Source organism: Galbibacter sp., assembly GCF_048266365.1.
Lineage (GTDB): Bacteria > Bacteroidota > Bacteroidia > Flavobacteriales > Flavobacteriaceae > Galbibacter.
This window is the reverse complement of sequence record NZ_JBLWZP010000004.1, coordinates 146,998-160,307: the sequence shown is the minus strand read 5'-3', so window position 1 is coordinate 160,307 and position 13,310 is coordinate 146,998. Positions and strand designations below refer to the sequence as shown.

Below are 13,310 nucleotides of genomic sequence, written 5' to 3'. Positions count from 1 at the left end.
ATTATATATCATGCATCCAATGTACGACTTCAACTAAAAAACGGAAACTACTTAAATATAGAAAATATCGTGCCAAATTTTAAAATTGCTGACCTATAATAAAGTGAGTTTGCCAACCGCTTGCTTCAACTTCACCTGGAACTGGATCAAATCCATATCCGAAATCTATCCCCAACAATCCAAACGCAGGCATAAATATACGTACCCCTAGACCGGCTGATCGTTTTAAATTAAACGGATTGTATTGGCTAAAGGTATCGTATGCCGAACCTCCTTCAACAAAGGTCAATCCATAAATCGAAGCTGTTGGTTTTAAAGTGATCGGATATCTGAGTTCCAATGAGAACTTATTATACACTGTTGATCCATCAATACCTGATAGGGATTGGTTAGGATACCCTCTTAGAGATATATTATCCCTACCGTCCAGTGTATAATTTCCAAGACCATCCCCACCTAAGAAGAAACGCTCAAAAGGAATCACACCTCTTTCATCATTGTAAGCACCTAAGAAACCAAATTCGATTCCAGTTTTCAATACTAGTTTTGCAACGATATTGGTATACCAGTTTCCTGAGAATTTAATTTTGTAGAATTCCTGCCATTTGTATTTTTCCTGATCTATTTTTGGTTGATCAGGAACCACCTGATTCTGTGAATTGATCATCTGGTATTTAGGATCATCGCCTAGATTCGCATAATCAATATTGTTAAATAACGAATATGGCGGGCTGAGTTTCAAACTAATATTCCACTCCGATCCTCCCATTGGGAAAATAGGGTTGACATATGTGTTATTACGACTCAGTGCAATGGTATATGCAAGGTTGTGAGAATAACCATTTCCAAAGGTAAACAAGGATGTGTTATAATTTTGGAGGTCATAATGTTGGTAACTCAAGGCATGAGAAAGCTGGAAGTGATCATCAGGCCAACGTAATCTTTTTGCAAGTCCTACCGTAGCACCTGTAATTACGAAACGTTGATCTTTATCGGCATCCCCAGTTCTTGGATTATATCTAAACTGTAATGTTCTGGATACAGAGGTGGAGAACTGAACCGGTTTTTTACCTCCCAACCAAGGCTCTACAAAAGAGAAACTATAGGTTTGGAAGAATCTACTTGCTTGTAGACGCAGTGACAATCTTTGACCATCTCCCATCGGAACAGGTTTGTATTCCTTTCCGTTTAAAATATTTCTGATTGAGAAGTTATTAAAGGAAAGCCCAACGGTTCCGATAAAACCACCTCCACCGTAACCACCTTGTAATTCAATTTGGCTGGATCCTTTTTCAGTCAATGCATAATTAATACCAACAGTACCCGTTTCTGGGTTGGCATCTTTAATTTGAGGGTCTATGGTTTCAGGATCGAAATAACCGAGCTGTCCTAATTCTCGTATGGTTCGGACAACGTTTTCTTTGGAGTACAATTGTCCAGGACGTGTTCTAAGTTCTCTATAGATAACATGGTCATTGGTTCTTTCGTTTCCTGAGACAGTTACTTCTTGGAAATACGCCAATTTACCTTCAACGATACGTACCTCAAAATCGATAGTATCATTCTTTGCAGAAACTTCTACCGGGTTGATTTGTGAAAACAAATAACCATTGTTCTGGTAGAGGTTTGCTATGGTATTACCATCGGGTTTGGTATTATCCTCAATTCGTTTATCAAACAATACTCCGTTGTACACGTCACCCCTTTTAAGACCTAGGATTCTTCCCAATTGCTGATCAGAATAAGCGGTGTTTCCAACAAAGTCAAGTTCTCCGAAATAATACTTATTCCCTTCCTCAAGAGTAACGTCTATATCTACAGTTTTATCGCTCTGACGAACAATAGTATCGGATATAATTCGAGCATCACGGTAACCGTTTTCTTTATATGTATCAATTACAGAAGTTATATCAACATCAAAATCTTCTGGAATGAATTTAGATTTTTTCCAAAAACGACCGAAGACCTTTTGCTTGGTATTTTTCATTGCTTTACGCAACTTCTTATCCGATAACTTTTCGTTGCCGTGAAATTCGATATTACCAACTTTAACTTTCTCACCTCTATCAATAGCCACTACCATTTTTACCTCGTTATTGGTTTCGACAGTGTCCGTTTTAATCGTATTGATATTTACCTTGGTATTGAGAAATCCTTCTTTTTTGTATTTGTTGGTCAGAAAGCTCTTTGTGTTAGCGAGGAAACCTTCGGTAACTTTTTTACCTATTTTAAGGTCCGCCTCTTTGATCAAATCTTCAACCTTTCTTTCCTTAATCCCTGTAACTTTTACATCAGCCAAGGTTGGAAGTTCGACAACATTAATTTCAAGATAAATTTTATCGCCTACAATTTTAGTTTTATAGATATTGATATCGCTAAAAAAGTTAAGACCCCAAAGCTTACTGATCACATCACTAATTTCCTCTCCCGGAACAGTAATCTTTTGTCCAATTCTCCATCCGGTATAACTAATAACACTCTGGTCGTTATAACTCTTCACTCCGGTGACCTCTATACCTCCAAGAATGTATTCCTCTCCCTTATCAAAGGTAGTATCTTGTGCACTTGCGTATTCTGTATAGGTTAGTAATAATAAAAGGATACCCAAATATCGCTTCCACATGATATTCTTAGTTAAGTTGTTCGCTTGTCTTTCCAAATCTACGTTCTCTGTTTTGATAATTTACAATTGCCTCGCACAAATCCTCCTTGGTGAAATCGGGCCAAAGCGTATCGGTGAAGTACAATTCTGCATAAGCTATTTGCCAAAGTAAAAAATTACTAATCCTGCGCTCCCCACTTGTTCTAATTAACAAGTCTACATCAGGCAAATCATGCGTGTAAAGATGATTATTTATAATCGATTCATCAATAGAATCAGGAGAAATTATATTATTTTTAACTTTCGTACTAATCTGTACTACTGCATTTTTAAGTTCTTCTCTAGACCCGTAACTAAGTGCCAGGGTGAGTGTCATTCTCGAATTGTCTTTGGTTTTTTCAATGACCTCTAACAATTCTTTTTGCGCCAAGGATGGAAGACTTTCAACGCTTCCGATGGCCTTAAGTTTAATGTTGTTTTTTTGGAGGGTTTTCAACTCCTTTCTCAGTGAAGAAACCAACAATCGCATTAATGTTTCTACCTCCAGTTTTGGTCTGTTCCAGTTCTCGGTAGAAAATGTATACAAGGTTAAATTCTCTATACCTAGGCTTCCACATGCTTCAACGATCTCCCTCACTGCCTTTGCGCCATTCTCGTGACCAAAGACTCTGAGTTTCCCCTTTTGTTTTGCCCATCGCCCATTACCATCCATGATAATGGCAATATGCTTTGGTAATTTATCCTTATTAATTATATCTTCATTCATTATTAATCAATCAAAAACAGCTATAACACGGCTCTTTTCCAAATGTATAGGTTAACGTAAACCCGGAGAACACATACCAGTCATCGCTTAAAACATTGCCAAACCTTTTAGCCGCATCGCTCGGGTAACTCCCGTCCAAATTATCAGTAAAGGTATAGCGTAATCCTATTTCTGCTCCTAATACAAACCGCGTATTAATCTTAGCTTTTACTCCCAAGGCCATCGGGATGGCAAAAGTAGTTTTTTTTTCGCTTCCTACTGTAACTTTTGCAACTTCTCCAGGATTCAGGTTAGCGTAATATAGCTCATCATACCGTACCACTGCACCGCCTCCGTAAATATACGGTGTTACGGACCTGGAAAACGGGCTTAGGTCAAATTCCCAAAAATTAAATTCCATACCCAAAGCACCTTCAAAAACCCTATTCGAAAAACTTAATCCACGATCAAACCTTCCAAAGGTATCAGAATCCTTATCAGATGCATGCAGTGTTGAAAAAGTAACTGATGCCCTGTACGCATAGCGTTCACTGGCATTCCATTTAAACACTCCTCCAACAGCTAAACTATTGGGTTTTATATACCATGAAGATCCTACATCGCCGATGTAGTTACTTCCTCCTACAAATCCACCAATCTCAAACATCTGAGCGCTTGACAGGCTTGTAGACAGCATAAATAGTATGGCTAAGATTCTAAAATTCATACCTTTCAAAGTTTGCAAATATATACATTCTGATATTTTATATATAGTAACTTGCTATTATTATACTATAAAAAACATCACGGTTAAGTAATTAATGTTAATCAGGGCTATTAATTACGTCTGTCTTCACCCCACAGCAATTTTTGCCTAAGGGTTTTTAAGAAACTTTCATCTCTTAACTGAATCAATTTAATGGTAAAAGGCGCGCGTTCTATAAAAACGTCGGTATCGTTATTTAAGGTCGCTAATCGAGAATCTAAAGAGATCAAATACTGATCCTCCCGACCGGAGACTCTTAATTTCACTTTGGTTTCATCCGGAATTACTAAAGGGCGTGCATTTAAATTGTGAGGAGCAATGGGTGTTAACGCAAAAGCATCTGTATTCGGTGCGATCACCGGCCCATTACAACTCAACGAATATCCTGTAGAACCCGTTGGGGTGGCTAAAATAAGTCCATCTGCCCAATAGGAGGTCAAATATTCTTCATCAAGCCAAGTATCTATGGTAATCATGGAGGTGGTATTCTTTCGAACCACTGTCACCTCATTGAGTGCAAAATTCACTATAGTTTGATCTTCAATCTTTCCATCACTGGTACTCACCTGCAAAAGTGCTCTTTCCTCAACCAAGTATTGTCGCTCTAACAATTCTTCCATGGCCTTTTCGACATCGTCCTTTTGAACAGTAGCCAAAAATCCTAAACGACCTGTATTTATTCCGAGTATTGGTATATTGAGATCTCTAACAAACAAAGCCGTACTCAACATAGTACCATCACCTCCAACACTTAAAAACACATCGAATGTATCATCGAGATCTTCAAAACCAGTAAAGGTTTTATAGGTTTGTTCAACTTTAAGGAACTTTCCAAGTTGCCCTAAATAGTTAGCCTCAATATGTACCTCGATATTATTTTTACTAAGAAAGTTAAGCAGATTGGTGACACAGTCTTTGGAATCCTCCTTATAATATTGCCCGTAAACTCCTATTTTCATGTAGTATCTCTGTTTATAACACAAGCGTTATTATAATTATATTTCAAGAAATTTATTTAAATAATCCGATCGTTCCTTAAGTCCTTCAATATAGGAATCCTCTTCAATACCTGCCACTATTTTATAGCTGTACCTTCTAAAGGTCTGTATGATTTCAGAAAGCCCGCTTCCACCAACCTTCATGCTGATTTGAGTGACATCATCCTTGTCATCTGAGATAAACGCACCTAGAAGTTTTGCATTGTTACTCTCAACTATTTGAGAAACCTCACTAAATGAATAATCTTTATGCCCTTTTTCTACAATGATAACACCACCCGGTTCGTTTAAAAAAGGTGTTTCTTTAAACAGACTCATAATATCGACGAGCTCATAATAACCTACATAGGTATTATGCTCATCCAAAATAGGCATCACATTGGCGTTAAACTTTGCAAAGGCTTCTAGAACATCAATCCAGTTTGTAGTTTTTCTAACGAAAAAAAGATCCAGTACATATAAATAATCACTCATTCGCTTCTCAGGATCGAAACCCTGCACATCATCTTCTGAAATCGTACCGAGCAATTTGTGATCTTCTACCACAGGGATATGCGTATAAGTACAGTCAGAGAACATTCCACGCACCATTTTTACCGGATAATTCGGCAATAACGGAAGTACGTCATTATTTATATAGGAATGTAAATTCATCGCAATAGTATTGAACCGCAAATTAATGATTTTCTGCTTAAATATAGCAGGCTTTAGTTTGTATTTTACCGCTGTTAATCTCAAGTAAGTTTTACAGCGGTGTCGTGCTTTAAAGTAAAAGTAGCAAAAAGGTACCAATAGTAGCTACTAAAGAAGTCAATGCTACTGATAATTCTGTGTAAGAATGTTAATTTTTGAGTATCTTCGCAATCGAAATTACAGTGTGCAAAAAGCACCGTTTAACTAGAGTAGCGTACTTAGAAGAACATCCTTATGACCAAGTTAAGTGTTAATATCAACAAAATAGCAACCCTTCGTAATTCCAGAGGAGGAAATGTACCTGATCTTTTAAAAGTAGCCCGTGACATTGAGTCCTTTGGTGCTCAAGGAATCACTGTCCACCCAAGACCGGATGAGCGCCATATCCGATACCAAGATACAAGAGATCTTCCCGGAGTAATCACTACGGAATTCAATATCGAAGGAAATCCTATTGATGATTTTATCAAATTAGTCTTAGAGGTAAAACCTGCTCAGGTTACCTTAGTGCCCGATGAAGAAGATGCGATTACTTCAAACGCTGGTTGGGATACCGTCAAGCACAAAGATTTCTTATCTGAAATCATTCAAGAGTTCAAACAAAACAATATCCGTACTTCTATTTTCGTAGATCCTGATGTTGCCATGATTCAGGGCGCAGCTCAAACAGGCACTGATCGTATAGAACTCTATACAGAAGGCTACGCCAGCGCATTTGAACAAGGAGACAAAACTGCCATTGAACCTTATATTACTGCAGCAAAAATGGCTAACGAAGTAGGTTTAGGCATTAATGCCGGTCATGATTTGAATTTAGAGAACACAGCGTTTTTCAAACAAAACATTCCAAATCTATTAGAGGTATCCATAGGACATGCCCTTATTTCAGAATCCTTATATCTTGGATTGGAAAATGTTATTCAAATGTATTTACATCGTTTGAAGTAATATATTGCCCTTCGCCAGGCATCTACTTAAAACTAGATATTCTGAAATAACACCTCAATACAACTAAAGCATCCTCTTGCAAAAGTTTTGTGTTGTCGTGCTAAAAGCAACCATTATTGAGATAATACATCTTACAGAAACATATTTTCAAAAGTAATGCCTGAAATCCAGTCAGAATGGAAGCGTACCTTTGGAATTATTTGGACAGGACAATTTTTATCCTTGATCAGTAGTTCCCTTGTAAATTTTGCGATCATCATTTGGTTAAGTATCGAAACCGGATCTGCAGAAGTATTAGCCTATGCAGCTATTGCAGCCTTACTACCACAGTCTATCATCGGTTTATTTGTTGGTGTTTATGTAGATCGATGGGACCGTAGAAAGACTATGATTTTTGCCGACAGCTTTATTGCTTTTTGCACCTTGATAATCGCTCTTTTATTTCATTTTGGGAATGTAGCCTATTGGCTAATCTACGTATTATTAGCCTTTAGATCCGCCGGTTCAGCATTTCACATGCCGGCTATGCAGGCTGCCATCCCAATGCTTACGCCAAAATCTGAATTACTTCGGGTTGCCGGCATAAATCAAATCATTCAATCGATATCTAACATTGCAGGTCCTGCATTGGGAGCACTGGCTATCGGACTAATGGATATTGCTTATGTAATGTATATCGATATCATCGGCGCCGTTTTTGCAATAGTATCCTTGCTACTTGTAAAAATCCCACATCCTTCACCAACAATACCAACATCCAAAGGCTTTGGTCAACTGACCTCTGAAATTCGATTAGGAGTACGGGCAATTACTTCTAACTCGGGTATAGCCTTTTTGTTTTTGTTTTCAACCCTTGCCACTTTTTGTATTATGCCCATAGCCGTTTTATTTCCTTTAATGACACTGGAACATTTTAGCGGTGACGCATTCCAAATGAGTATTGTAGAGGCTAATTGGGGTATTGGCATGTTAATCGGAGGTAGCGTTCTAGGAATTTTCAAACTAAAAACCAATAGAGTTACTCTAATTAATTCCAGCTATGTAATCATGGGGTTGGCTTTTGCAATCTCCGGTATATTACCCAATTGGGCATTCTGGATATTCGCCTGCCTAACGGCGCTCTCGGGAATAGCAGGAGCAATCTATAATGCATGCTTTACCAGTATAATACAACAAAACATCGACCCCTTTCTCCTTGGAAGAGTATTTTCCATGTTCTTTAGTATTACGTTACTCCCGGCGCTCATTGGATTGTTAGCGACCGGATTTCTTGCCGATACCATTGGAATTAACATTACATTCATAATACTGGGAATTGCCGTTGTAATGATCGGAATATGGTCATTCTTTAATAAAGAAATGCTAACTCTAGGCCATCAGAGCGAGCTACCTGAAACTGAATCTAATACTACAGTTTACAATTCTTAGACACTCACGTCCCTGAACATGGCTTTCCACTCTCTTCTATGTATGCAGTATACCCACCTTCAAGATTGATAATATTTTCAAACCCTAATTCCTGAAGCAAAGTCGCAGCATCTTTGCTTCTAACTCCTGTCTTACAATATAGGTAAACAGCTGTAGATTTATCAAGCTCTTGAATTTTAGCCTCAAAATCCTCTGCTTTAAAATCGACGTTCAATGCATCACAAAGATGACCTTGATTGTACTCCTCTTCCGTTCTCACATCAATTAAGATCCCTTGCTCACTCTCATCGCCTTCCAAAGTAGAGATAGGAACGGATTTAAACTGTGCTGACATCATGGCGCCTGTTAGAAAAAGCGTCAGTAGGACCAAAATTCTCATTGCTTTTATATTTTTTTAATTCACTACAAAGGTAGTATTTAAACTTTTTATTTTACATTTGAAGGAAACTTTCACAACCGTGCCAAAACACAAGTTAAATCCTTCTAAATGGGTGGATCTCTATGCGGACTACCTATTCAACTACACAATTTCCAGAGTAAATGACACTATCGTCGCTGAAGATTTGGTACAAGATACTTTTTTGGCTGGTTTAAAATCTGCAGAAAACTTCAAAGGAGAAGCAGCTGAGAGAACTTGGTTAATCTCCATTTTGAAACGAAAAATCATAGACCATTACCGCAAAATCAATTCCAACAAAGGAAAGGCGGAAGTCAAGATGGATTTAAACTTTGACGGCGAACAAGAAGGCTCTTGGTTAGAACAAAAAGTAGCAGACAATAGTGACCTAAACGCAGAGAATGCATTAGAAAATAAAGAACTAGGTTTGGCTATTCAAGATTGTTTAACAAAACTTCCCAAAAAACAAGCGGAAGTCTTTATCAAGAAAACCATTCAGGGTATGGAGACAGAAGATATTTGTAAAGAATTGAATATCACAGCGTCTAATCTATGGGTCATCATCCATAGAGCTCGAACAAGTTTAATGGATTGCTTGGAAAATAATTGGTATAAAAATGAGTAAAAAAAAGAAATCGCTTTTGCCCTCGTGTGAAGAGGCAAAACAAATATGTGATAAGATGCAGTATGGGGAAGCGACTCTTATCGAAAGATTGAAACTTAGGTTTCGACAAATGTGGTGTAGGGCTACCCAATCATATTCTAAAAAGAATTCTGATTTGACTCAATTGTGTAAAGAGGCAAAAATAAAAACTTTGGACAATGAAAAGAAAGTTGAGATGAAACGTAAAATTGATGGGTTTTCCTAAAGCAGTAACAATCCTATCCACCATACAATTGAGATTCCTTCCACAAAAAAACTAGCATAATACTTGGATTGATCTGCTCTGGTAAATAGCAGAGCAATTAACAACAAAAAAGCTATTCCCCACTCCACATATAGACTGGTAGCGTTTATATTAGTTTGCAGAAACCCAAATAGCACAAAAAAGACCAGTAACACCACTCCCAATAGTCGCGATCCACCAACACCGATCACCTGAGGTATGGTTCTCAAATTTGGTTCATCAAATTTCAAATCCCTAATTTCAAAAGGAATCATTAGAGCCAGGACAAACAAAAAACGTTGTACCAAATCAATGAACACTTCCGATGTAATAAGGATATCACTATTGAGTAGCGGCAATAAGACGGTCGAAACTGACCAAGTCAAACTGACCACAAATGCTTTTATTCCCTTTAAGTTTCTAAGATTTTTCTTTGTGGTCAACGAAGGTACCACATATAAAAATGCAACCAAGACCAAGGCGGCTGCAGCAATTACCGTTTTCATATTCAATTCGCTCACAAAATACATGGCAATTACAGCGCATGTAAAATTAAAAAGCTGTATCCATCTCAGGTATTGCTGTTTGAGAAAAAGATAATGTTTAGCAAGTGAAGCATATTTAATAAATCCATATTCTACTATGGTTCCAAAAAACAACGCAAAACTGATGGACCTATCATAAGGCAGTTGGTATTCTATCAAGGTTACCTGCACTAATGCGTATACGCCCAAGGCCACATGTATATTAGCATCCAGATAAAAATTATAAATCTTTTTCAACCATCCCATTCTCCAAATGCCGCTTATAATTTGCAATTTCCTAACAAGTTGTTTAAAACTTTAAACAAAGGCAATTCAAAAGTACTTTTTTAAAGAAATATAATATGTATTTTTGGGCAAAATATAACATTATTAGCGGATTAGTATGAAAACAGATTCTTTTGTTACTCGTCATGTTGGACCTCAAGAAGAAGATTTAAATAGCATGCTTGGCCTAATTGGAGTCAGCACTATTGAAGAACTTATAGCACAAACTGTCCCTGAAGGGATCAGGCTGAAGAACGAATTGGACTTACCCCCTGCAATGTCTGAATATGAGTATCTAGGTCATTTAAAAACCCTAGCAAGAAAGAATAAGGTATTCAAAACATATATAGGATTAGGGTATAATGAATCCATTACCCCTTCAGTAATTAAAAGAAATATTCTAGAAAATCCGGGTTGGTATACCGCCTATACACCTTACCAAGCGGAGATAGCTCAAGGTCGTTTAGAGGCTTTATTAAATTTCCAAACCATGCTTTGTGATTTGACCGGAATGGAAATTGCCAATGCTTCCTTACTTGATGAAGGTACGGCAGCTGCTGAGGCTATGTCTATGCTCTTTAGTGTAAGAAGCCGCGATCAGAAGAAAAACGAAGCCATTAAATTCTTCGTCTCTGACCAGGTTCTCCCTCAGACAATTTCTATCCTTAAATCTCATGCAGAACCTCTAGGAATTGAACTGTGTATTGATTCTAACGAGAATTTTGATTTCTCAAGAGCCTATTTTGGAGCTTTACTTCAATATCCTGGAAAATTTGGAGCGGTTTACAACTACAGCGAGTTTGTGGCTAAGGCCAATGAAAACGAAATAAAAGTAGCCGTTGCTGCAGATATTTTAAGCTTAGTCAACCTAACTCCTCCAGGTGAATTTGGAGCTGAAGTAGTTGTTGGAACTACACAGCGTTTTGGTATCCCACTAGGATATGGTGGTCCACACGCTGCTTATTTTGCTACCAAGGATGCCTACAAAAGGAATATCCCAGGAAGGATCATTGGAGTAACCAAAGATATGGACGGTAGAGTAGGTCTTCGTATGGCCCTCCAAACCCGTGAACAACATATCAAAAGAGATAAGGCTACCTCAAACATATGTACTGCTCAAGTACTTCTAGCGGTTATGGCTGGTATGTACGCAGTTTATCACGGCCCTAAAGGATTGAAGTATATTGCAGACAAGGTACACCATTCAACTGTAACCTTAAGCAATGCACTAAAAAAATTAGGGTATCAGCAAAACAATGCCTCTTATTTTGACACCTTGCTCATTGAAGCAGACGCAGCAAAAGTAAGAACTCTTGCAGAAGCACAACAAATCAACTTTTTATATCCAGACAGCACCAAGGTTAGTATTTCATTGAATGAGACCGTAAGCCTTTCCGATTTAAATACTATAGTTAAGATATTCGCAGATGCAGTCGGAAAAAGCACCGTAGAAATTACAGAACTCGCAGAAGAAACTACCATTTCAGAGGCAAATCAAAGAGTAAGCACTTTTATGGAGAACGAGGTATTTAACCTATACCACTCCGAGACTGAACTTATGCGTTACATCAAAAAATTAGAACGAAAAGATTTATCGCTTAACCACTCTATGATAGCTCTTGGTTCATGTACTATGAAATTAAATGCAGCTTCAGAAATGCTCCCAATCAGTTGGGAGGAGTGGGGTAACATTCACCCGTTTGTTCCTATAGATCAGGCCGCAGGGTATATAGAAGTTCTAAAAGAACTAGAACACCAACTCAATGTGATCACTGGTTTTGCAGGAACTTCGCTTCAACCAAATTCTGGAGCACAAGGTGAATTTAGTGGTTTAATGGTTATTAGAGCCTACCACGATTCTAGAGGGGAAGGTCATAGAAACATATGCCTCATCCCGGCCTCTGCTCACGGTACCAATCCAGCGTCGGCTGCGCTTGCAGGCTTTAAAGTGGTGGTTACCAAAACAGACGAAAGAGGTAATATCGACCTTCAAGATCTACGCGATAAGGCTGAAAAATACAAGGATGAATTGGCTGCCTTAATGGTAACTTATCCTTCTACCCATGGGGTATTTGAATCTTCTATTAAAGAAATCACAGAAATCATCCACAACAATGGTGGTCAAGTGTATATGGACGGTGCAAACATGAATGCACAGGTTGGACTTACCAATCCGGCAACCATTGGGGCTGACGTTTGTCACTTGAACCTACACAAAACATTCTCTATCCCTCACGGTGGTGGTGGACCAGGTGTAGGGCCTATTTGTGCTGCACCACACTTAGTGGAGTTCTTACCTTCCAATCCTATAATCAAGACTGGTGGAGAGAACGCTATAGAATCTATTTCATCTGCTCCTTTTGGAAGTGCATTGGTTTGTTTAATCTCTTACGGTTACATCAAAATGCTAGGACGTAATGGTCTTAAAAAATCTACCTGTGCCGCGATTTTAAATGCCAACTACATCAAATCAAAACTTGAAGGCACCTTTGAGATATTATACACTGGTGAAAAAGGAAGAGCTGCTCACGAAATGATTATTGACTGTAGGTCTTTTAAAGCCAAAGGAATTGAAGTTACTGACATCGCCAAACGTTTGATCGATTACGGGTTCCACGCACCTACAGTTTCTTTCCCGGTAGCAGGCACACTAATGATTGAGCCTACAGAAAGTGAAAGCGTTGCTGAATTAGACCGTTTCTGTGAAGCCTTAATTGCCATCAAAAATGAAATTGAGCAAATCACAGATATCGATGCGGAAAACGTGTTAAAAAATGCGCCTCATACGCTGAGAATGGTCACCGCAGATATTTGGGAATACCCTTATAGCAGAACTGAGGCCGCTTATCCACTAGCCTACGTAGCCGAAAACAAATTCTGGCCTACAGTACGTCGTGTGGACGAAGCTTATGGAGATCGTAATTTAATGTGTACCTGCCCTCCTATTGAAGCTTATATGGAAGCCTAGAATATCCATACATCATATATTATAATCTAGCCTTCTGAAGATCAGGAGGCTATTTTCTTTGCAAAAAAT

Annotated in this window: 12 protein-coding genes; 5 read left to right on the top strand and 7 right to left on the bottom strand. The window is 38.3% G+C overall.

The features are described from left to right. Positions 1–79: 79 nt before the first annotated feature. The 5 genes from bamA to ACN0TV_RS07870 all read right to left on the bottom strand — a co-directional run bounded on the left by bamA (position 80) and on the right by ACN0TV_RS07870 (position 5,765). Positions 80–2,623, bottom strand: a complete 2,544-nt coding sequence (gene bamA / locus ACN0TV_RS07890; protein WP_417361799.1) for an outer membrane protein assembly factor BamA — start codon at positions 2,621–2,623, stop codon at positions 80–82. A 7-nt stretch (positions 2,624–2,630) separates the two neighbouring features. Next, positions 2,631–3,368 (bottom strand): isoprenyl transferase, encoded by a 738-nt coding sequence (locus ACN0TV_RS07885; protein ID WP_417361797.1) that lies wholly within the window; start codon positions 3,366–3,368, stop codon positions 2,631–2,633. 10 nt (positions 3,369–3,378) lie between these two features. Further along, positions 3,379–4,074 (bottom strand): DUF6089 family protein, encoded by a 696-nt coding sequence (locus ACN0TV_RS07880; RefSeq protein WP_417361795.1) that lies wholly within the window; start codon positions 4,072–4,074, stop codon positions 3,379–3,381. 110 nt (positions 4,075–4,184) lie between these two features. Beyond that, entirely contained in the window at positions 4,185–5,072 is an 888-nt protein-coding gene (locus tag ACN0TV_RS07875) for an NAD kinase (RefSeq protein WP_417361793.1), read from the bottom strand. Between the two features lie 36 nt (positions 5,073–5,108). Beyond that, on the bottom strand, positions 5,109–5,765 hold the full coding sequence (locus tag ACN0TV_RS07870; RefSeq protein WP_417361791.1) for a CBS domain-containing protein: 657 nt from the start codon (positions 5,763–5,765) through the stop codon (positions 5,109–5,111). A gap of 273 nt (positions 5,766–6,038) precedes the next feature. On the opposite strand from ACN0TV_RS07870, the gene ACN0TV_RS07865 reads away from it, so the two are divergent. Both ACN0TV_RS07865 and ACN0TV_RS07860 read left to right on the top strand, forming a co-directional pair. Beyond that, positions 6,039–6,752: a pyridoxine 5'-phosphate synthase gene (locus tag ACN0TV_RS07865; protein ID WP_417361789.1), complete on the top strand. Its 714-nt coding sequence runs from the start codon at positions 6,039–6,041 to the stop codon at positions 6,750–6,752. A 156-nt stretch (positions 6,753–6,908) separates the two neighbouring features. Then, positions 6,909–8,180, top strand: coding sequence for an MFS transporter (locus ACN0TV_RS07860; RefSeq protein ID WP_417361787.1), 1,272 nt, complete (start codon positions 6,909–6,911; stop codon positions 8,178–8,180). A gap of 4 nt (positions 8,181–8,184) precedes the next feature. Here ACN0TV_RS07860 and ACN0TV_RS07855 read toward each other — a convergent pair whose 3' ends face one another. Next, the gene (locus ACN0TV_RS07855) at positions 8,185–8,559 is read right to left on the bottom strand and encodes a rhodanese-like domain-containing protein (protein WP_417361785.1); all 375 of its coding nucleotides are present in this window, start codon (positions 8,557–8,559) and stop codon (positions 8,185–8,187) included. Between the two features lie 79 nt (positions 8,560–8,638). Between ACN0TV_RS07855 and ACN0TV_RS07850 the strand changes: the two genes are divergently transcribed. Both ACN0TV_RS07850 and ACN0TV_RS07845 read left to right on the top strand, forming a co-directional pair. After that, on the top strand, positions 8,639–9,202 hold the full coding sequence (locus tag ACN0TV_RS07850) for a sigma-70 family RNA polymerase sigma factor (protein WP_417362207.1): 564 nt from the start codon (positions 8,639–8,641) through the stop codon (positions 9,200–9,202). Next, positions 9,195–9,446 carry a hypothetical protein gene (locus tag ACN0TV_RS07845; protein WP_417361783.1) on the top strand — a complete coding sequence of 84 codons (252 nt, stop codon included), beginning with the start codon at positions 9,195–9,197 and terminating at the stop codon, positions 9,444–9,446. The genes ACN0TV_RS07850 and ACN0TV_RS07845 overlap by 8 nt, the downstream gene beginning before the upstream one ends. On the opposite strand, the gene ACN0TV_RS07840 is transcribed toward ACN0TV_RS07845, so the two are convergent. Next, positions 9,443–10,282 carry a hypothetical protein gene (locus tag ACN0TV_RS07840; RefSeq protein WP_417361782.1) on the bottom strand — a complete coding sequence of 280 codons (840 nt, stop codon included), beginning with the start codon at positions 10,280–10,282 and terminating at the stop codon, positions 9,443–9,445. The genes ACN0TV_RS07845 and ACN0TV_RS07840 overlap by 4 nt on opposite strands. 109 nt (positions 10,283–10,391) lie before the next feature. Between ACN0TV_RS07840 and gcvP the strand changes: the two genes are divergently transcribed. Continuing rightward, positions 10,392–13,241, top strand: coding sequence for an aminomethyl-transferring glycine dehydrogenase (gene gcvP / locus ACN0TV_RS07835; RefSeq protein ID WP_417361780.1), 2,850 nt, complete (start codon positions 10,392–10,394; stop codon positions 13,239–13,241). Positions 13,242–13,310 lie beyond the last annotated feature (69 nt).

Bases quoted from the DNA above. Each gene is read 5' to 3' on its own strand.
- bamA (WP_417361799.1), bottom strand. From the start codon at position 2,623: ATGTGGAAGCGATATTTGGGTATCCTTTTATTATTACTAACCTATACA.
- ACN0TV_RS07885 (WP_417361797.1), bottom strand. From the start codon at position 3,368: ATGAATGAAGATATAATTAATAAGGATAAATTACCAAAGCATATTGCC.
- ACN0TV_RS07880 (WP_417361795.1), bottom strand. From the start codon at position 4,074: ATGAATTTTAGAATCTTAGCCATACTATTTATGCTGTCTACAAGCCTG.
- ACN0TV_RS07875 (WP_417361793.1), bottom strand. From the start codon at position 5,072: ATGAAAATAGGAGTTTACGGGCAATATTATAAGGAGGATTCCAAAGAC.
- ACN0TV_RS07870 (WP_417361791.1), bottom strand. From the start codon at position 5,765: ATGAATTTACATTCCTATATAAATAATGACGTACTTCCGTTATTGCCG.
- ACN0TV_RS07865 (WP_417361789.1), top strand. From the start codon at position 6,039: ATGACCAAGTTAAGTGTTAATATCAACAAAATAGCAACCCTTCGTAAT.
- ACN0TV_RS07860 (WP_417361787.1), top strand. From the start codon at position 6,909: ATGCCTGAAATCCAGTCAGAATGGAAGCGTACCTTTGGAATTATTTGG.
- ACN0TV_RS07855 (WP_417361785.1), bottom strand. From the start codon at position 8,559: ATGAGAATTTTGGTCCTACTGACGCTTTTTCTAACAGGCGCCATGATG.
- ACN0TV_RS07845 (WP_417361783.1), top strand. From the start codon at position 9,195: ATGAGTAAAAAAAAGAAATCGCTTTTGCCCTCGTGTGAAGAGGCAAAA.
- gcvP (WP_417361780.1), top strand. From the start codon at position 10,392: ATGAAAACAGATTCTTTTGTTACTCGTCATGTTGGACCTCAAGAAGAA.